This is a genomic window from Shewanella sp. SM95 (assembly GCF_025653595.1).
Taxonomy (GTDB): Bacteria; Pseudomonadota; Gammaproteobacteria; order Enterobacterales; family Shewanellaceae; genus Shewanella; species Shewanella oncorhynchi.
On sequence record NZ_JAKKSE010000010.1, the window covers coordinates 63,536 to 84,209 of the forward strand.

Sequence of the window (20,674 nt, forward strand, 5' to 3'; positions counted from 1 at the left end):
CTTCTATTTATAAAAGCCAAATTTCTTGAAAGGTGGGTTAGAAATCGCTTCTATAAATTGGCTTACTCATTAAAAACGGTAATTCACTCGACCATAGTAGAAACCGCCGTTGTAATCGAATGGCCCACTTTCATAATAAACGCCACCGAGTTCACCCAAGGTCCCTTCTTTCAGCTTTTGCGCTTCTTGATCAAATAGATTATTAGCCCCCACCGCCAGGGTTAAGCCATCAAGTAATTGATAGCTCATTTCAAGATCGACGGTCACTGCAGCATCAGCCATTTCAGAGCCCCAGTCAGAGGTATCATCAGCGTGAGTCGCATAGTACTCACCAAAATAGTTACCACGTAGTGACAGGGTTACCTTGTCCCATGACTGTGCCCAAGTTAAGGTGGCACGGTGCGCTGGGATACCATCTTCTAATCGACGAACTTTACCCGCATCGGTCGTTTTAAGATCAAACTTATCAACGCTGGTATCGGTCCAACCATAGGCAAGACTGAATTTAGCATTACCCGATAGGATTTCCGCATCATAGGAGGCGACGATGTCGATACCTTGAGTGGTAGTATCAAAGTCGTTGGTGTAATAACTCACGCCTTGGATCAACTCAGGGAACTCAACGCCCGCAGCCCGCAGCGCATCATAGTCTTTAGCTTCAACATCAATCTTACTCGACTGCGCAATACGGCCCTCTACGCCAATGTTGTAATAATCGACCGTTAAGAAAAAGCTTTCGTATTCATATACAGCACCTAACGCATAGCTTATTGACTCTTCAGGCTTTAGCACTTCTCCGCCATAGAATGCCGCAAGCGGATCGGTTGGGGGGGCAATAAAGGTCTGGATCAGTTCACCTTCGATAATCGATGTCTGGGTATTCACCACGTTTTCTTGGCCCACGGTTGGTGCACGAAAGCCGGTGCTGTGTGAGGCGCGGAACGACAATTCATCCGTTGCAGAATACTGCAACGTCAATTTGTAATTTAACGTATCACCAAAGGTTGAAAAGTCTTCGTAGCGCAGTGCTAAACCGAGTAACCAGTCATCACTTAAATAAGCTTCTAAATCAGTATAAATACCTATGTTATGACGTGAGTTTTTACCCGCAGACTCTGGGCCAAAGCCTTTAAAACCATGCGCACCAATGTTGAAACCTTGACTAGCATAAGGGCCAGCAATCCACGAGGCTTCATCACCTTGAGAAATCTCAAACGACTCATTTCGCCATTCAAAACCAGAAGCAAAACTAATGTCTTCAATGCCTCCTAAGGTTATGAAGCGCGAGAAATCGAGGTTAACGGTAGTTTCAACTTGCTCATAAGCTCCCGTATCGAAATCCGTCGGGGTATCTAATCCCAGTGATGGATTCAACGAATTTTTAAGACCAAAACTGGCTTTGTTCGCCCCAGTACCAGCACTAAAATCATAATTCCATTCACCGATATCGCCTTTTACACCTGCGAAGAAAGACATATCTTCAATGGTGCCAGTGAACTGTGGCGTATAGCCACCTGGAAATATCTGGTTCATAGCAAAGCAATTTGGGTCGGCAATCATCGCCTTGTATGCATCAGTGTCGAGTACGTTGCCGTCACTTCCATCAGCATTTTTAGGGATAGGTACGAGTCCACATGTTGATGGATCACCATTTACAGCACCCACAAGTAAATTCTGGCCACCATCATTGGAATACACGTTGCTACGATTTTGTGGATAACGATAGTAGAAGCCCCCCACAGCATCGCGGGAAGACAGATTACCAAAGGCATAAGCATGCATGTTGGCATTAATGTCTAAGCCTGAGTTGATGAACACTGAATAGTCATCATTAATCTCAGGATTACCCCACACTTGAGCGGGGTCATTGATCGCGGTATTACCCTGCTCGGCTAAGTTAGCCGCATCAGGACGCTGCACACTACGGCTAGTGGAGTCAGCATTTTTATACTGGAAGCTTAAATTGACGAAGCCATTTTCAGTCACAGGTAAACCGACATCACCTTCAACCGTAGTCGTAGCACCATCACCCTCGTAATATTCTCCTTGGGTCACAGTGATGGAACCACCCTCGGAATTATCTTTTAAAACAAAGTTCATGACTCCGGCAATCGCATCCGACCCATACTGCGCCGCAGCGCCGTCGCGCAACACTTCAACTTGCTTTAATGCAGAACCAGGAATAACTGAGATATCAGGACCTTGAGCGCCATCGTTAATACCACCACCTTGGAACGCAATCACAGATGCACGGTGACGACGCTTACCGTTGACTAGCACTAGCGTACTGTCTGATGGCAAACCCCGTAAATTAACGGGACGAACTAAGGTTGCTGCATCACTAATGGGTTGAGCGCGTGAGTTAAACGATGGCACCGAAGTCACTAACATATCAATCATGTCAGTCGAACCATTCTTTTTAAGGTCGTCACTACTAATAATATCAATAGGAACGGGGGAATCGCCGATTGAGCGTGGCGCAGCACGGGACCCTACAACTGCAATTTTTTCAACGTTCTCATTTTTAACAGCCGTCTCATCTTCTTCTGCTATTGCCTGCGGACTGATTAAACTACCAGACAAGGCTAGAGTAATCGCCAAACTCACTGCACTTAATCCAAACTTCTGCTTCTTTGAGGTCATCATATTCATCCCAACTGCTTATTATTTTTAGAATACCTGACCTGCTTTGTGCGATTCTCTTCCCTAAACCTTGCTACCACGGTCAACGCAAAATCACATTACAAAAACATTTTTATAACATAAATTAAACAATATCCAATATTAAATCAGACTTTTGAATGAATATTAGTCATTTATCTTTTATATCAATTTCTTAGATGAAAATATTTTTTAGAGGATGGCATCAAGTAAAATGTACTCGAACGGCAAAAAGTGTGAGCAGAAAAATTACCAAAGAAAAAATGCTTAAAGGGCATAATCAAAAACACGATATATCGCGTCACAGGACTTAAGGTATACTCAGAAAATACCGCCAAAACCAGAGTAAGACAGATGACCAATAAGATTTCAGTCAATAATGAAAAATCGATAGATAAGCATTTCTTACCGGAAAACCAGTTACTGCTCAACGCTGTCGGCGAAGGTATTTATGGATTTGATTTAAGCGGTAATGCGGTGTTTATCAATCCGGCAGCCGAACGCATGACAGGTTGGAAGAATGAAGAGCTACTCGGTAAAAACATCCATAACTGCCATCATCACAGCCATGCAGATGGCAGTCATTATCCCCAAGAGGATTGTCCAATTTACAACACCTTAAAGGATGGTATCACCCGAGAAATTACCCACGATGTATTTTGGCGTAAAGATGGCAGTAGCTTCCCCGTTCATTACAGTTCCACCCCTGTTTACCGTGACAATCAACTGATTGGCGTAGTCGCGATATTTCGCGACATTAGTATTCAAAAACAAACAGAGCAGTCATTACGCCAAGCCCTAGCCCAAGTACAAGCGCTCTCGGAGCGACTCGCCTCTGAAAATCATTATCTACAGGCAGAGCTGGCAGATAAAACGGGTGATGTGGATATTTCGGGTGCTAGTACAGTGATCCGCCATATGATCCAGCAATTGCACATGGTGGCCAATACCGACAGTACTGTGCTCATTTGTGGTGAAAATGGCACAGGAAAAGAACTCGTTGCCCGTAACTTACATCAGCTCAGTCGCCGCAAAGATAAACCCATGATCAGTGTCAACTGTGCCGCGTTTTCGGCATCTTTACTAGAAAGTGAACTCTTTGGTCACGAGAAGGGGGCATTTACTGGCGCCACGAGCCGCCGTAAAGGTCGCTTCGAACTTGCTCATCAAGGCACACTGTTCCTCGACGAAGTCGCTGAACTCAGTTTAGAAGCCCAATCAAAACTACTGCGAGTCATCCAAGAACAATCCTTTGAACGTCTCGGTGGCAGCGAAACCATTCAAGTGGATATTCGCTTAGTCGCCGCCAGTCACCACGATTTACTCAAGCGAGTCGAACAGGGATTATTTAGGATGGATCTCTATTACCGTTTGAATGTATTCCCTATTCAAGTACCACCACTGCGCGCAAGAATCGAAGATATTCCCGAACTCGTCAGCCATATTCTGCACAACTTGAATCGTAAGCTAGGTAAAAAAATCCGTGGAGTGAGCCAAAAAGGGCTACAAAAACTCATGGCTTATACTTGGCCGGGCAATGTGCGCGAACTGCAAAATATCCTCGAACGCGAAGCCATTCTATCCCAAGGAGATATTCTGCAGATCCACGCTATGCCGAGCAATAATCCCTTAGCTCAAACCCAAGGGCAAACCTTAGCGGAAGCGGAAGCGCTGCATATAGAACAAACCCTTAAGCGCTTAAACTGGCGCATATCCGGCCCACTCGGCGCAGCAAATGTCCTCGGTGTGCCCGCAAGTACACTGAGATCGCGAATGAAAAAACTGGGGATCCAGCGTCAATCGAGTGAAATCTAATTCAAAACGAGTACACTAAAAACGTGATATATCGCCAATGTGTGATATATCGTGTCCTCCATCTAGTTCCAATCACAAAATAATTATAAATATCAATATGTTGAGCCAATTAAAACTTGGCCTAGCGCTTGCTATAGGGAGGCGAATCTTATTTAAGCCGTTAGGACCCTTTATGCCAAAGAGCGAAGTTACCCCAAATTCTCCAAGTGTAAATAAGAGTGTGGGCGCGAAACCTGCCTCAGTGGAGCTACACATTCCGGTTAAAAATCTCTCTACTGAAACCGCAGCAAAGAGTCGTCTCCCCTCTGGCAATATCCATTTCCGTGAGCAAAAAGGTGATTTTCAGCGCCTGCGAACCATGATGAATAGCCTATTGATCGTGATGTTTTTCGCCCTGCCGTTTATCTCTATTGATGGCCGCCAAGCAATACTGTTAGATATCAGCCAACAACAGTTTTTTTTCTTTGGTATCACGCTCTGGCCACAGGACTTTACCTTGCTGGCATGGATTTTTATCGCCGCCGCCTTCGGTCTGTTTTTCATTACCGTATTTTGGGGCCGTGTTTGGTGCGGTTACCTTTGCCCACAAACGGCGTGGACCTTTATCTATGTGTGGATAGAAACGCGCATCGAAGGCAGCAGTAATAAACGTAAGCAGCTCGATAAAGCCCCTTGGACTAGCAGTAAAATCGGTAAAAGAAGTGCAAAGCACTTACTTTGGGGTCTAACAGCTCTGCTCACTGGCTGTGGTTTTATCGGTTATTTTATTCCCGCCCGCGAACTTTATGTGGACATCTTGACGGGTAATGCCAGCTTCTGGGTGACAAGCTGGGTGTGGTTTTTCGCCATTTGTACTTATCTCAATGCGGGCTGGATGCGCGAGCAAATGTGCTTACATTGCTGCCCCTATTCACGTTTCCAAGCTGTGATGTTCGATGCCAACACTAAAACCGTGACCTATGATGCACAGCGCGGTGAAGCCCGTGGCCCTCGCAAACGTAAACAAGAGAACAATCAAGATAACCATACTTTAGGTGACTGTGTTGACTGTAATTTGTGTGTCGAAGTTTGCCCGACAGGGATAGATATTCGTAACGGCTTGCAATATGAGTGCATCAACTGCGGCGCCTGTGTCGATGCCTGTAATGAGACTATGTTGAAGTTCGATTACAAGCAGAATCTTATCGGCTATATGAGTGAAAATGATCTTAAGGGAGTGAATTACTCCTATTGGCGCTCGCCGCGTTTCTTAGGTTACGGTGCAGCGGTCATTATCATGTTTATCGTCATAGGGTTAGACTTAAATAGCCGCAGCGAGATCCAGCTTAACGTGATCCGTGATCGCCAAAGCTTGTACCGTGAAACCTCGGATAATAAAGTTGAAAATACCTATCAGCTGAAGATCCGCAACAAGACACAAGATACTAAGCAATATCAACTCGCCGTCGACAGTGAAATGCCCTTTAGCTTGATTGCCGATCCTATTATTACCTTGGCAGCGGGTGAACAAGTCGACTATCCCGTCACTGTATTAGCCGATAAGGATGCTATCCCCTCGGGGCGCAAAATTATCCAATTCTCGGTGACGGATGTTAAACAGCCAACACAACAAGTAAGCCAAGAAACCGGATTCTTCAGTCCTTAGCACTAAGCTTTTAGCGCTTAATATGAGTTACCGTAACATTGGTCATCATCAAATTAACTAGCCAATCGGCGCTTGAGGAATCAACTCAAGCGCCGGTTAAAGGCAGAAATTCATCCCCAAATGACAACCTGATCTTTAACGTCTCATACATCGGAATAAAACCTTAAAAACCTACAAAGCTGAAAATTTCCCCGTTAAACGGCGCATAGACAAAGCAAATTGAGCACATTCAATCTCAATCCTTAGAAACATAACGGTTACAAATTTTAAATTATCTTTCCTTCAACTCTTATTTAGGTTTTGTGGTTCATTAGATAACTAAGCTTCTAAGATAACTAAGCTATAGTTAAGCACTCAGCTTTAGAGTAAAAATACTATTTGTTACATAAAGATACCGTTATTGGCATAAAGATGTTTTTCGCGATAAGCATTGACCTCTAGTGCTAACACCCTCTAATCTAAACACCTGTTTAACTCCAAAATAATAACAACTAAACATCATCTTTGAGGTAGTTCAGCATGGCATACGATCAAGACTCTCAACTCAAACTAAACTACTCATCACTGGTCGATCTGATCGAGAAAACCAGCCTGCGTTACGGTGATAAACCCGCCTATGCCTGTCTCGGTAAAACCAGCAGTTTTAACGAGATAGAACGCGATTCTCGTTACTTTGCCGCCTATTTACAAAATAAGACCACACTCAAACCGGGCGATCGCATCGCCATTCAATTGCCTAATATCACCCAATTTGTCATCGCGGCCTACGGCGCAATCAGGGCTGGGCTTATCTTAGTTAACACTAATCCCCTATATACCGAGCGTGAGCTCATCCATCAGTTCAATGATTCTGGTGCCAAAGCGATCGTGGTGTTATCCGATCTATTACCGACCTTAGCCAAAGTCATCGACAGCACCAAAATAGAATACGTCATTTCAACCCACCCTTTAGATTTGATCGATCCGCACGTACAGCCTAAGACAGGCCTGAAGAATGTGGAGTTTTGCCAAATTTTAAAACAAGGGGCAGAACTCCCCTTTAGCCGATTTATCTCAAATCTCGACGACCTCTCGGCGTTGCAATATACGGGCGGCACCACTGGATTATCTAAAGGTGCCATGTTGACCCACGGCAATATGCTCGCTAATGCGGCGCAGGTAAAATCCCGCATCGCGAGCGTGATCACCGAAGGGGAAGATATCTTCGTTGCACCGCTACCGATTTACCATATTTATGCGTTTATGGTGAACTTAGTGCTGTATTTCGAGTGTGGCGGCTGCTCGGTATTAATTCCAAATCCACGGGATATTAGTGGCTTAATTAAGACACTCGCCAAATATCCCTTCACTGGATTTGCAGGACTCAATACTCTGTTTGTCGCCCTATGCCATCAACCCGAGTTTAAAGCACTCGATTTTAGCCATTTAAAAATCACCATCTCGGGCGGCACAGCACTGACGGCCGCCGCGGCGAATATTTGGCAACAAACCACAGGCAACATGATCAGCGAAGGTTATGGGCTATCTGAAACTTCGCCAGTGATTTCACTCAATGCACCCGGTTATCAAAAACTAGGCACTATTGGTAAACCTGTGATTGGCACTGAGGTTAAACTCTTAGATGAAAACGACATTGAAGTGCCCTTAGGTACGGCGGGAGAATTAGCCGCACGCGGCCCACAAGTCATGCGGGGGTATTGGAATAATCCGCAAGAAACTGCCAACGCTATGACTCCAGAAGGTTTCTTTAAAACCGGTGACATTGCCATAGCAACAGCGGAAGGTTTCCATCAAATTGTGGATCGCAAAAAGGATATGATCATAGTTTCAGGGTTTAATGTCTATCCCAACGAGGTGGAAAACGTGCTGGCGAGCCATCCAAGTGTGATCGAATGCGCCGTGGTGGGAGTAAAAGATGAACACTCGGGCGAAGCGGTTAAAGCCTTTATCGTGCTTAAGGATGATAGCCAAGATCATCAACAGGCTAAAGAGGCTATTCTAACCTATTGCCGCGAGCAGTTAACCGCCTATAAATTGCCAAAAATCATTGAATTTATGGCGCAATTACCTAAAAGTACCGTAGGTAAAATTCTGCGCCGCGAGCTAAAAGATAAAGCTTAAAAAACGCATTTAAAGACAAAGCTAACCCAGTGAGCTAGCTTAAGCGTTAAGCTAGCAACTGGGTTTTATTTTACCTACACGGTCTCATTCAAGGCGCTGGCATTGGCCTCTTCGGTTAACAATTGCAAACTGGCAAATTCACGATATAACGCATTAGATTGCATCAACTCTTGGTGGCGACCGCAGGCGACAATCTCGCCCTTATCAAACACAAAAATCCTATCGGCATTGATTACTGTCGATAGACGGTGAGCAATAATCAAAGTCGTTTTACCCGCCATCAATACTTCCAGCGCTTGCTTCACTTTCTGCTCGCTCACCGCATCTAAGGCGCTGGTCGCTTCATCGAGTAACAATATCGGTCTGTCGGCTAAAATCGCCCGCGCAATGGCAATACGTTGTTTTTGTCCACCAGAAAGCCGCACACCACGCTCACCTAAATAGGTTTGATAACCTTCAGTAAACTCGCTAATAAACTCGTGGGCACGGGCCGCAATACAGGCATCTATCACTTCTTGCTCGGTGGCATCGACTCGACCATAACGCACGTTTTCAAGTACGCTAGTCGCAAAAATCACCGAGTCCTGCGGCACTAGAGCAAACTGCGACCGCAACTCCTGCGGAAGAAGATTAGCAATATCAATACCTTCCAGTCGAATACTGCCAGCACTAGGCACGTAAAAGCGTTGCAATAACTGGAACAAGGTACTTTTACCCGCGCCACTTGGCCCCACTAAGGCGACCCGCTCACCCGCAGCAATAGCCATATTGAGCTGTTTTAGCACTAAGGCATCATGCTCTGGATAGGCAAAATTGAGTCCTTCAATCATTAACTCGCCACTGACCTTGGCGGGTAAACTCACAGGATGAGTTGCAACGGGAATATCCACTTGTGTTTCAGCCAGTTCGATTAAACGTTCTGCGGCGCCAGAAGCCCGCTGGATCTCGCCTATCACTTCGCTAATGGTCGCTACTGCGCCCGCGACCATCACAGCGTAAAACATAAAGGCAGATAACTCACCGCCCGTCATCTTACCCGCCATCACATCGTGGGCACCGACCCAAGTCACCATAGCAATTGCGGCGATACTTAAAAACATCACGGTTGAGATCAATAAGGCACGGTAACGGATCCGGCCACTGGCCGCAGACATGACATCTTCGACGCGGCGATTGAACAAGCTACGGTCTTTATCTTCATGCCCATAGGCTTGTACCGTATGAATTTCATGTAGTGTTTCATCAACATAAGCGCCGAGATCAGCAACCCTATCTTGGCTTTCCCGTGCTAACACACGTACTTTGCGACCAAAAAAGATCACCGGCCCTAACACTAAGGGCACAGCCAACAACACCAGCAATGTCATCTTAACGCTAGTGATACCCATCATGACTAAACCACCAAGCACAGTTACGCTAGAGCGCAGCGCCATGGAAAGACTCGAACCCACCACAGTTTGTAGCAAAGTAGAATCGGCGGTAAAACGGGAGATCACTTCACCAGTGCGTACCTTAGCGTAAAAGGCGGGAGAGAGTTTAAGTAGTTGATTGTAAACCGTTAGACGAATATCGGCGCTGACCCGCTCGCCAAGCCAAGTCATCAAGTAGAAGCGGCAAAACACAGCTGTGCCACTGACGGCGGTAATTCCGAGCACTAACAGTATGATTTCATTCAGCCGCTGCGCATTATCCCTTACAAAGCCTTCATCGACCATCAAGCGCACACCTTGGCCCAATGATAACCAAGCGAGCGACCCTATCATCAAGCAGATAATCGCCGCGACAACTTTCAGTTTGTAGGGTTTAAGAAAACCCATAATCCAAGGCAATACCGATCTTTGCTGCGCCGAGGTCCATTTAGCCTTTGATGTATCAGCGCTTGTTGTAGACGTGACTGGAATTAACTTTTCGGGCAATGGCTCAGCCCCCGCTTTAATGGGTTCGGAAGATTTGGCGAGTTCAGCTGTAGGCTCGGTCACGGGTGGCATCCTTGAGGTAGGTAAGGCAATTCAAATATAACATCAGCATGAATGGGATCATCTGCAGCCGTTAACCGCGCAGCATGACTTAAAGCATATAAGTGAGATGCTACCTCTTGCAGTGGAATTCAAGGGCTGTGTGGTTTTACTCAAAAGAAAAGCATAAAACAAACCCGCAGCGAGTGCGGGTTTGTTTTATTACAATAGCTTGACGCGGCTTAAGCGACTTGCTTGTTTTCCGGCGTTTTTGGCGTGCCGTGGTGGCCATCGCGCTTCCAATCCACATCTAACAACTCTGCGCCGCTCAGGCTAAACGCTTGGCCAAAACCTTTGACGTAAAGACCCTGATGGGGCGCGAGCTTATATAAGTTAAAATCGGTTAACGCCGCAAGGTTATCGGACATTTCGCCAAAACGTGCCGATAACACTCCAACACCTTTACTGAAGGCGGGCGTATCGCGAGGCACTGCCTCGGCAATCGCATCGAAGGTTAAACGCTTGCGGGCAAAAACCGATTTGGCCGCAGTTTCGTCTTCAACTAACATCACAGAGACCTTAGATGAGTGCTTTAAATTATGACCATGACGGGCTAAGTCACTCACCAAAATATAAAAACCATCATCAGCCAGAGCGAAGGGCGCATAGCTCGCATTCGGCTGGCCATCTGTACCAATGGTGGCCAGTTGCAAGGTCTCACGCTGCTGTTTAAAGGCTTCGATTTCGGGTAAGAGTTTGTCTCTTAGACGCTGTTCTTGTTCGGTAATTTCAGGCTTCATTTGCTGTTTTCCTTAATACTTTTGTTAATGCTGCAATTCAGAGGTGTGATTGCACCGAGGCAAAGGCAGTCGCGAGCGCTTTAAATTGGCGAACTTGCTCAGGAAACAGTGCTCTTTGTTTATCACGGCCTAAATACACTTTGAACACCACCTCACCCTCACTGCCGAAAAAGTTAATCGAATGGCTCTCGCTGCCTCTAAAAGGTCTGCTGATCAAAGCGATACCACTCATGGCATCTAATTTGAGATGACCATGCAAACCGTCCCCCTTGCTGTAGAGGTTGTAATAACCGTGGGCGTATTTTCCCTCGGGGAAATCTCCTTTAAATTCAAATACGCTGCCAGATAACATCACAATAGTGGTTAACTTTCCCCATTTGGGTAAGGCTTGCAGTAATGTATCGAGCTGAGTTAACGGAACAAACACCACTTGTTCGGGCGGCAGCGCTGCAACCACTTCAAGCTCGGCAATGCCTAATTCACTGGCGAGCTGGGCTGGCATTAAATCAGCTTGTTGTTCAAATCGTTGCCGCAATTGCGCCTGTTGCTCACTTAGCTGACGTTGCTCAGAGCTTAAATCTGGCGCGACATCGAGCTCGGTATCGAGTGTCATCTTCATTTTACTGTCTCCAACGGTAGTGACTATTGAGTGGCTTAGAACATATAGCGCGCCGACAACTTCATATTACGACCCGGTTGATACAAGGTTTGCCACGCCTGTTGGTACTTTTCATCGCCGATATTTTCGATTGCGAAATCCACTCTCACACCCGCCATCGCGCCCATAGTCGGCTCCCACGCTACATACACATCCCATAGGGTGTAATCGTCGTATTTCGCCACTTTAAAGCCGTCAGGCGTATTCGACTGCGTCGCCACATAAGTGACGCGAGTGCCCAGTTTCATGTCGCCTTCCATAATGCCTTGGGATAAATCGACATTGAACTTATTGGCAGGTATATTTTCTATATCATCGCCCGTTTGACGATCTTCGCCATGGGTTTGGCCGTAATTCATCGCTAAACGAGTTTGGCCAATACGGTAACGACCGCTAATTTCAAAACCTGTTAAACGTGCATCTTCAACGTTATTCCATGAGGTCGTTTGCTCGAATCCAGGAATGCCACGCCAAGGATTAGACACTTGCTGCACGATAAAATCGTCCACATCGTTACGGAAAACGTTAAACGTTAGCGCCAGTTCATCATCACCCGCTAACTCACTGAAACGTAAGTCCGCTTTGATTTCTTTATTGCGCGCAGTCTCTGCTTTTAGATCCGAATTCACCGCGAAGGTGTTACATAAACCTTGGGGTAAAAATCCGGGGATTGGCGGGATGCAATAATGGGTGCCGCTGGAGAACATTTCCTCTACCGTAGGTGCGCGGAAGGCTTGATCGTAACGGGCACTTAAGGTCAACCAAGGCTGAGTCTGCCACACCAAGCCAAGCGATGGTGATAACTCATTGTCATCTGAGGATAAGTTGAGATTATGGCTGTCATTTTTAAAGCTGTCATAACGCAGACCCGCATCAAGATTTAACGTCTGAGTCAGCTCGATATCCGCACGTGTAAAAGCGCCCCATACTGTGGTTTCGCCATCGATATTCTCTGGACGCTGGCCCACTTGGCCCGAATCATCACGCGTCGTTTCTATGGTATCGCGAAAACCATCGACCCCGTAGGTCAACAGAGTATTGCCTAAACGCGAACTGTTATTAAGGTTAATCCCCACAGTGCGGAACTCAGTACTGTCTTGCTGACCTTTCGTAATACGGTCTTCATCGTAGTCGGTACTGTTCCAATACACTTGCATCTTAGTATCCAGATACGGGTTATTAGCAGGATTGAGACTATAGTTTAGGGTGAGGTTTTGATCGTCAGTCTTGCGGCGCACCAAAGGCACTGAACTACTCACAGCAGCAGAAGGATTACTAGGTACTAATTCATTGTTTTTGCTGGCTCTTGCAGATAACTCTAACCGTGATGCCTCGTCGGCTTGCCAACCGAATTTAGCTAAACCACTGCTGCCTTGGGATGCACTGTTGTTTAGAGTTTCATCATTACCGGTTTTTATATTGTTTGAATCGTAATAGGAACCATTGAGTAACCAATCGATGCTGTCTTGTTGACCATAGATAGCACCACTGGTTTTAGTGCGGGAGCCATTGGTCTCATAACCTTGTTTGAAATAGCCACCAAAGGTCTCATCTTGCGCTAAAAAATCTTGTGCCGACTTAGTATTCTGCGCTACGACGCCACCGAGGGCACCACTGCCCCACAAGCTACTGGCAGGGCCGCGCAGCACTTCGATGGATTTGAGCAACTCAGGGTCCATAAAGTAGGACCCTCTGTGACCAGAGCTGGTATTTTGTCTTGCGCCGTCAATTGTTTGCAACACACGATCGCCACTTAAACCACGGATTTCAACCCCTTGAGATGACGCTCTTGGGCCATTGGTCAACGTAATATTCGCTTCATTTTTAAGGGCATTAGCAACTGATGATGCTTGGGCGACCGTAAGTTGCTCTTCATCCACCACTGCCACGCTACGGCTGGTTTCGGAGGCTTTTTCACTGATGCGTGTTGCACTCACCAATACTTCATCAAATTCAGTCGTGACCAGTTTTTTATTCGCATCCTGTTGAACAACGGGCTTAACACTTTCCTCTGCCGCTAACGTAAAACTTAGGGCCGTACCACTCAGTGCTATCGCCATGGCGATCACTAACGGCTTTTTTTTCATCTCTTCATCCTCAAGTGATATTCAGGTGTTTCCGTGCAATTTAATACTGAGCCTAGACTCTCTTTCCTGACGCCAATCCTTTCGAGATTGAGTCTGTTCCAGATGATCCATTCCAGATTTGGCTCTTTTGAGATTGAGCCTCTTCCAGATCGAGCCCAAGGTAATCAGTCCCCATAAAGTAGGATAAATTGTCGGTTTAGCTGCTTTTTTAAGCGCTCATTCGAGCTATTGCAGGCACTCTACCTGAGATAACAAAATAGATCAAATGCAAATCATTATCATTTGCGATCTTGTTTATATTGAGATATCTTAATTAGGAAAATGGCTTTCATTGGAAAAAGAGGTTGCTGTGACACCAAAACGATATCTTGCCTTTGGCGCGTTAACGGTTGCCATCCAGACGGGTGTTATCGCCTCACAACCCGCTATGACTATGCAGCCAAGCGCCCAAACATCGAGCGTAAATCAAGCATCACTCACTCCCAGCGCGAATACTGTCACCCTTAATTTTTCTACCGCGACTAGCGCTGCAAGCAACACGAATGCAGAGCCCATCAAGCAAATAGACACCAAAGTAGCAACTGTGAACAGTACAGTGCAAAAAAACAGTACAGTGCAAAAAGTATCAACAGCAGAATCTGTCGATAAGGCGGTTATCCCGAAAACTAAAGCTGATCAACGAATTGACAGCCAACTCGCAAAAAAATCTTCAGCAACAAAACCCACTGCTAACAATCTTCCGGATACAGCTCCTTTAGCGACGAACGATTTAGAACCAAGCGCTTTAGCACATAAGCGACTCGAACAAGTTGAACAACAAACAGAACCCAAAACTGCACAAATGGATTTAATCGCTAACGCAGCCGAAGTTGATGCAAAAGCGACCCCAAATGTAGCCAGTGTAACAACTGACAGTGCCCAAACTAACATAGTGGAATTAGCAAAACCGCTGTTCGCTGCAGCACCACCGCAACCGACTTATCCAAAGATAGCGCGTAAAAAAGGGCTAGAAGGCACTGCAACCATAGAAGTGATGTTTAACGAACTTGGTGAGCAACTGGCACTGACGTTAGTAAAAAGCTCAGGGTTCAGTCTGTTAGATCAAGCCGCGTTAGATGCAGTTGAAAACTGGCAATTTGCGGCGCCAGCGCAAAGGCTAGCGAGTCATTATAAGGTCAGAGTGCCTATTCGCTTCGCGCTCAACTAACAGGCCCAATGTTGCCACTGAAAAGTTAGCTCGTGGGAAGTTAGCTCGTCGAGTGTTAGCCACCGCACAACTAGCCTGATTTTTATTTTACTAACTTACATATAAAACTTATTTTTCAATAGATTGGAGAGGCTTAATGCCCGTAACTGATTTTTCAACCCTACAGACTCAACTCGGCGTGCTGACTTGGCCCTTGTTGTTATGTGCTTTTTTAGCTTTGATGATCTGCCTTGAACGTAGCGCCTTGTTTTTGCATCAAACTCTGCTGTCAATCTGGCCCCAAAAACAGGCCTGGGTAAAAGCATTGCGTCAATCAAGCTCAGCGGCGACCACTGAAAACGTCAGCGCCCTGCTAGTGCAAACCAGCACACAGCAAGATTTACTCGCCCGTGGCGCGACCTTGTTACTCAAACAAGTCCACCAGCCAAAAGTGCTAAGGGAAGAATTACTCAGTCTGTGGCTCAATAAGCAACAACGCGACTTGCAAGCCGGACTCAAAGTTTTACAAGTGATTGGCATCATTAGTCCACTGCTCGGTCTGCTCGGCACAGTATTAGGACTCATCGAAATGTTTGCCCAACTCGGGCAATCACAAGGCCCCGTCACTCCAGCACAACTCAGTGCTGGACTGGGCCTTGCGATGAACACCACAGCTGCCGGACTCATGATCGCCGTGCCCGCCATTACCGCCGCCCATCTTTTTGGGATCTGGGCTCAAGGCCAATGCCTGCGCGCTGGGCATGTGCTCAATCAACTCAATCTCTGGTTAGCGGGTATCGAAGATATTTCAATTGATGCCAATCATTACCATGCATTCACCCGAGTCAGTAAAACCAGCGTCGAGCAAAAATTGGCATCCAAGCCCCATTCTCAAATTGAGCCACAGACATGATAAGTGCAGATAAACCATTCTTATCGCAGGCTGGCATTGCTTCGCCTGAGCAACTTCCGAGCCTAGATTTAACCGCGTTAATCGACATTATTTTTATCGTGCTGGTGTTTTTACTGCTGACGGCAAATAGCCAATTATTAAGTTTGCCGGTAGATGTGCCACAAAGCCCAAGCTCGGCCATCACGGCAATCGACAACAAACAAACAATTGCCATCAATATCATGGCAACAGCGCCTTATTGGGCTATTGATGGCAAAGAGTTTGATGACTTAGCCACTTTTACCACTGAATTTACTGCACATTTTCAGACTATGCCGAAGGCGACGGTTGTCATTGCCGCCGACAAAGCCGCGCCAGTGGAACCTTTGATGCAACTGCTTGCACTGTTGCAGACGCAGTCCATCAGTCAGACCCAAATTTTGATGGAGCATTAGCGTATCCGAACCAGCCATTTAAACGAGAAAGCAAAAGTCTGACATCAAAAAACGGCATCTAAGCCTGTCGCGAACAAGTTGTATTAGGAGTTTAACCATGTTGTTTCAAGCAACTAAAATACCAGTAAACAAAGGTTCCATTGCTCAACGTTATCAACATAGACGCACATATAAAGCATTGAAAAAATTTATTTTTTTCACATCAGCACTTACGGCCTTACTATCCTCAAGCGTTTTTAGCGCTGAACTGAGTGCCGAGCCAGAGATAAGACTCGTGAGTGCGGGTACAGGAGTCACAGAGCTCGTGCTCGCCCTCGACGCAGGCAATGAGCTAGTTGCCATCGACTCCACCAGCTATGTGCCTGAAAGTTTGAGCCATGTGGCTAAGCTTGGTTATCACAGAATGCTCTCCGCCGAAGGCATTATTGCCCTCTCCCCTACGCTGGTTGTCGGTTCAGATGTGATGGGACCTGAAACCACACTAAAGGTATTAAAACAGGCGAATATCCAAGTCGTGCAATTACCCGCAACAAATGATGAACCACAACTGATGAACAATGTGGATACCTTAGGTCACTTACTCAATCGCCAAGAACATGCGGTTAAATTAAAACAAGATTTACATCAACAACTGCAAAGCTTAGCGGGTAAAAAACAACAAGTGCGCGATGCGGGCTCTCAGCCCAAAATTCTCTTCATGCTGTTACAAGAAGGCCGCGGTGCACGTGTTGGCGGTAAAGGCACAGCCGCAGATACTATTATCGAGCTGTCTGGGGCACAAAATATCGCCGAGTTTGATGGCTACAAAAGCATGTCTCAAGAAGGGATTCTATCCTTACAGCCCGACATTATTTTGCTGTCAAAGCGTAGCGATAAACCCACAGATCAAACCAATGCACAAATTGCCCAAGAACTGTTGAAAGAGATGCCACTACTCGCCCATACCCCAGCAGGTGAAAACGGCCATATTCAAACACTAGCACCGCAAGCCCTTCTCGGTGGTTTAGGCATCAGTGCCATAAGCGCCGCGGATACGCTCGCCAGCACATTGCTCAAGCAAAACCATTAACAGACGCAGCGATGAGCACAGTTAACACTAATTAACCCCAGATAAAAATAGAAAGGATATTTGAGATGTTCCTCAACCGCTGGCTCTGGCCGAGTCTCGTCACACTGTTAGCCCTAAGCGGCTTACTCTCGGTCAGCACTGGCCCTGTTAGCATCAGCTTTGTCGACGCCCTAAATGCAGTGTTCAATTGGGCTACCCAGCAAAATATCGGCAATATTGCGCCCCACGAGCAACTGGTAATCAACAATGTGCGCTTACCACGGACATTACTGGCGTTAGCAGTAGGCGCTACGCTCGCACAGTGCGGCGCGGTAATGCAGGGGCTTTTTCGCAATCCCTTAGCGGATCCCGGTATTATCGGAGTGTCATCCGGCGCTGCACTTGGCGCAGCCATCTGTATCGTGCTGCTACCCAACGCGAATCCGTTGATGCTCCCCATCAGTGCGTTTGCATCGGGATTAGTGACCACCCTTATCGTCTACCGACTCGCCAGCAACCCAACAGGTACATCGGTCGTATTATTACTTTTGTCGGGTGTTGCCATAGCTGCGCTGGCAGGCGCAGGAATAGGTGTTCTCACGTATCTTGCCAACGACATGGCGCTACGTGACTTAACCCTATGGCAAATGGGATCGATTGCAGGTGCGCAGTGGCTATATGTCAGTCTGTGTCTTGTGACCTTAGCGCTACTGAGTTGGCGATTTCACCAAGATGCGGCGGCACTCAATGCCTTGCTGCTTGGCGAATCCGAAGCACGCCACTTAGGGATAGATGTCGATAGGCTCAAACTTAGGCTTATTTTGCTTTGCGCCTTAGGGGTTGGCGTAAGTGTAGCTGCAACAGGAATTATCGGCTTTATCGGCCTCGTCGTACCGCATTTAGTGCGCATGATGTTAGGGCCAGATCATCGCCAACTGCTGCCCATCAGCGCACTTTTAGGTGCAGCCCTATTGGCATTGGCCGATATCGGCGCGCGCGCTTTTTTACCGCCTGCCGAGTTACCCGTTGGACTCGTCACCGCGCTCATCGGTGCGCCTTTCTTCATCTTTTTACTACTGCAACAACGCAGTAAGCTAATCTAAGCGAGTTTTTATGGCTGCAACATCCTTTGTAAATCAACCATCACAATCGACAACTTATTCAGCCAAGGCGCAATTTGATCGCACCGAGCTCAGCATTTGTCAGCTCGATGTCAGCATCGGTCCAAAAACCGTGCTCAGTGATATTAATGTACAGTTTCAATCGGGTGCAGTAACCGCCCTACTCGGCCCAAATGGTGCGGGTAAATCCACCCTGCTTAAAGCCCTTTGCCAAGAAATCAGCACACCAAGGCAAAGTATACGGCTAGGCCATAGCCAGCTGGCGGATTGGCCTAGGAGCGAGCTGGCAAAATCCTTAGCCGTACTGCCACAACACGCCAGCCTCACCTTTCCATTCACTGTGTCAGAAGTCGTAGCAATGGGTTTATATCCCTTAACCATCAGTAAGATAGAAGGTGATGCGTTAGTTGCAGAGCAACTGGCGCAAGTGGGCTTAACCCATCTGGCTAAGCGCAGCTATCCAACCCTCTCTGGCGGCGAGAAACAGCGAGTCCAACTCGCCAGAGTCTTAACTCAACTCAGGCAATCGCCGTTTCCGCCCGTACTATTACTGGATGAACCTACATCGGCGTTAGATCTTGCCCAGCAACACAGAGTACTTGAATTAGCCCAAAACTTAGCTCACCAACAAGGCTACACTGTAATAGTAGTACTGCATGACTTAAACCAAGCCGCACGCTATAGCGATCAATTAATTGTGTTAAAACAAGGGCGAATCGTCAGTGAAGGCACGCCATCCGATGCTCTGTCGGTTGATACCATTAGGGAAGTATGGGACTACGAGCCCGTATATATCCCCGCCCCACAGGGTGGACATCCACTGATTTTTTAATGGAAAGAAGATATTCATCTTACGTTTTTGAGGTCTAATGTGGGTATAATCGCTGCGTTTACACTTTTAGCTATCACCTTTTAGCCACAGCCGCATTAATTTAGGCAGAGCCCAGATGAAACCCACTATCTCGACAGAAACTCAACAAGAAGCACTGGTCGCAGCCAAAGCCACCCAAAAGCCGGGACAAACCAAAGAGCAAACTAAACTCATTGCCCAAGGGATAGAAAAAGGCATAGCTGAATATAAAAAGCTGCAAAAAGCCAAAGCTCGCGAACGGGATAAAGCACGTAAACAACAGTTGAGAGCAAAATCTCGCACAGTTAATGACACTGATGAACTAGAGGATTCAGACGCATTATTCGAATCTCAACGTCAGTTCACCACCGCGACTTGGATTGCCATAACGCTTTTACTATTAAGTTGGGTAGGGTTTGCCGCATATATCTTTGCAGATTAAAGATCTATGATTTATATATAAAAATTAAAACATCCATATATCACTTGTTAGACAATATCCTCTAATACCTTACACACATCATTAATTGAAAAAATATTACCGTTAAGGCTTGCTCGGTCTTTTGATATATTCAGAACGAGCCTAAATACGTTGTTCGCATCAGGATAACGGGCAAGCTTTAAAATGATGTCATCACCACTTTCTTCTGCAGACCGAAAATCCCAACTCTTCCCTGATAAATCAAAAAGCACTTCCGCCGTTTCAGTATTGATTAACACTGGCGCATAAACCCAATGCGACATTCGCATCTCACTGGGGTTGATATCCAGTGTTAACTTACCATTTTGAAAAAACAGCTTAGTGTCCATAAACAGTCCCTGAGTAACAAGTTTCACAAGCGATAGGCCGATAGCTTGTATATTGAACCCCATATCCATTTGTTGTCCATACCGCATCACTTCTAACACGAACCGTTTACGCTCATTACATCAGGCAAAACCGTAAAATGCTTAAGCGAAAAAAAGACAAAAAAAAAGCCTGCTCAATGAGCAGGCAAAGACATATTTCAAGCGTCCCTTTCGGGGAAGTACATTACCGCGCTAGCGGGAAAAACCTGGCATATTCATGCAAAAACATCAATATGCTACTTGAGTCTAAACACGCCAAAAAAGGCGATACAAAGGTTGATGGATGATGGAAACTCAAACTTTAAGGAGGGTTAGGCCTTAAAGCTCATGGCGAATAAACCGCCACGCAAAACATCAGTGTTAAACCAAGTGTTTTGCCAATAAATATGGTTGTTGCCTGTATAAGACATAGTCAATACTCCTAAATTAGTTGTGATTAAGTACTCTAGTGAAGCTTGGCTCGGTTCCTTGGAACTAGAGATTCTCATATCCGTTGAGACGACTTGTCACTCAGGTCCTTGGAGAAAAATA

Annotated in this window: 16 protein-coding genes; 10 read left to right on the forward strand and 6 right to left on the reverse strand. The window is 46.3% G+C overall.

Annotated elements, in window-relative coordinates:
* Positions 1-69: 69 nt before the first annotated feature.
* On the reverse strand, positions 70-2,646 hold the full coding sequence (locus L5M29_RS12480) for a TonB-dependent receptor plug domain-containing protein (protein WP_263168120.1): 2,577 nt from the start codon (positions 2,644-2,646) through the stop codon (positions 70-72).
* 369 nt (positions 2,647-3,015) lie between these two features.
* Between L5M29_RS12480 and L5M29_RS12485 the strand changes: the two genes are divergently transcribed.
* The 3 genes from L5M29_RS12485 to L5M29_RS12495 all read left to right on the forward strand — a co-directional run bounded on the left by L5M29_RS12485 (position 3,016) and on the right by L5M29_RS12495 (position 8,242).
* Positions 3,016-4,476 (forward strand): sigma-54 interaction domain-containing protein, encoded by a 1,461-nt coding sequence (locus L5M29_RS12485; protein WP_105250005.1) that lies wholly within the window; start codon positions 3,016-3,018, stop codon positions 4,474-4,476.
* Between the two features lie 172 nt (positions 4,477-4,648).
* Positions 4,649-6,121 (forward strand): cytochrome c oxidase accessory protein CcoG, encoded by a 1,473-nt coding sequence (gene ccoG, locus L5M29_RS12490; RefSeq protein WP_263168060.1) that lies wholly within the window; start codon positions 4,649-4,651, stop codon positions 6,119-6,121.
* 519 nt (positions 6,122-6,640) lie between these two features.
* Positions 6,641-8,242, forward strand: a complete 1,602-nt coding sequence (locus tag L5M29_RS12495; RefSeq protein ID WP_263168061.1) for an AMP-binding protein — start codon at positions 6,641-6,643, stop codon at positions 8,240-8,242.
* 74 nt (positions 8,243-8,316) lie between these two features.
* Here L5M29_RS12495 and L5M29_RS12500 read toward each other — a convergent pair whose 3' ends face one another.
* The 4 genes from L5M29_RS12500 to L5M29_RS12515 all read right to left on the reverse strand — a co-directional run bounded on the left by L5M29_RS12500 (position 8,317) and on the right by L5M29_RS12515 (position 13,742).
* Positions 8,317-10,221 carry an ABC transporter transmembrane domain-containing protein gene (locus L5M29_RS12500; RefSeq protein WP_263168063.1) on the reverse strand — a complete coding sequence of 635 codons (1,905 nt, stop codon included), beginning with the start codon at positions 10,219-10,221 and terminating at the stop codon, positions 8,317-8,319.
* A gap of 218 nt (positions 10,222-10,439) precedes the next feature.
* Positions 10,440-10,997 carry a heme utilization protein HutZ gene (gene hutZ / locus L5M29_RS12505; protein WP_028761546.1) on the reverse strand — a complete coding sequence of 186 codons (558 nt, stop codon included), beginning with the start codon at positions 10,995-10,997 and terminating at the stop codon, positions 10,440-10,442.
* 37 nt (positions 10,998-11,034) lie between these two features.
* Positions 11,035-11,616 carry a heme utilization cystosolic carrier protein HutX gene (hutX, locus tag L5M29_RS12510; protein WP_263168064.1) on the reverse strand — a complete coding sequence of 194 codons (582 nt, stop codon included), beginning with the start codon at positions 11,614-11,616 and terminating at the stop codon, positions 11,035-11,037.
* A gap of 35 nt (positions 11,617-11,651) precedes the next feature.
* Positions 11,652-13,742, reverse strand: a complete 2,091-nt coding sequence (locus L5M29_RS12515; protein ID WP_263168066.1) for a TonB-dependent hemoglobin/transferrin/lactoferrin family receptor — start codon at positions 13,740-13,742, stop codon at positions 11,652-11,654.
* A gap of 349 nt (positions 13,743-14,091) precedes the next feature.
* On the opposite strand from L5M29_RS12515, the gene L5M29_RS12520 reads away from it, so the two are divergent.
* The 7 genes from L5M29_RS12520 (at position 14,092) to L5M29_RS12550 (ending at position 19,736) form a co-directional block, all read left to right on the forward strand.
* On the forward strand, positions 14,092-14,949 hold the full coding sequence (locus tag L5M29_RS12520; protein WP_263168067.1) for an energy transducer TonB: 858 nt from the start codon (positions 14,092-14,094) through the stop codon (positions 14,947-14,949).
* Positions 14,950-15,085: 136 nt separating this feature from the next.
* Entirely contained in the window at positions 15,086-15,841 is a 756-nt protein-coding gene (locus L5M29_RS12525; RefSeq protein ID WP_263168068.1) for a MotA/TolQ/ExbB proton channel family protein, read from the forward strand.
* Positions 15,838-16,275: an ExbD/TolR family protein gene (locus tag L5M29_RS12530; protein ID WP_028761550.1), complete on the forward strand. Its 438-nt coding sequence runs from the start codon at positions 15,838-15,840 to the stop codon at positions 16,273-16,275. Before L5M29_RS12525 ends, L5M29_RS12530 begins: the two co-directional genes overlap by 4 nt.
* A gap of 97 nt (positions 16,276-16,372) precedes the next feature.
* Positions 16,373-17,344 (forward strand): hemin ABC transporter substrate-binding protein, encoded by a 972-nt coding sequence (locus L5M29_RS12535; protein WP_263168071.1) that lies wholly within the window; start codon positions 16,373-16,375, stop codon positions 17,342-17,344.
* 65 nt (positions 17,345-17,409) lie between these two features.
* Positions 17,410-18,426, forward strand: a complete 1,017-nt coding sequence (locus L5M29_RS12540) for a FecCD family ABC transporter permease (RefSeq protein ID WP_263168072.1) — start codon at positions 17,410-17,412, stop codon at positions 18,424-18,426.
* 10 nt (positions 18,427-18,436) lie between these two features.
* Positions 18,437-19,276: a heme ABC transporter ATP-binding protein gene (locus L5M29_RS12545; RefSeq protein WP_263168073.1), complete on the forward strand. Its 840-nt coding sequence runs from the start codon at positions 18,437-18,439 to the stop codon at positions 19,274-19,276.
* Positions 19,277-19,391: 115 nt separating this feature from the next.
* Positions 19,392-19,736 carry a DUF2956 domain-containing protein gene (locus tag L5M29_RS12550; RefSeq protein ID WP_173246420.1) on the forward strand — a complete coding sequence of 115 codons (345 nt, stop codon included), beginning with the start codon at positions 19,392-19,394 and terminating at the stop codon, positions 19,734-19,736.
* A 47-nt stretch (positions 19,737-19,783) separates the two neighbouring features.
* On the opposite strand, the gene L5M29_RS12555 is transcribed toward L5M29_RS12550, so the two are convergent.
* A complete protein-coding gene (locus L5M29_RS12555; RefSeq protein WP_263168074.1) occupies positions 19,784-20,203 on the reverse strand; it encodes a hypothetical protein in 420 nt (139 codons plus the stop codon).
* Positions 20,204-20,674: the final 471 nt, after the last annotated feature.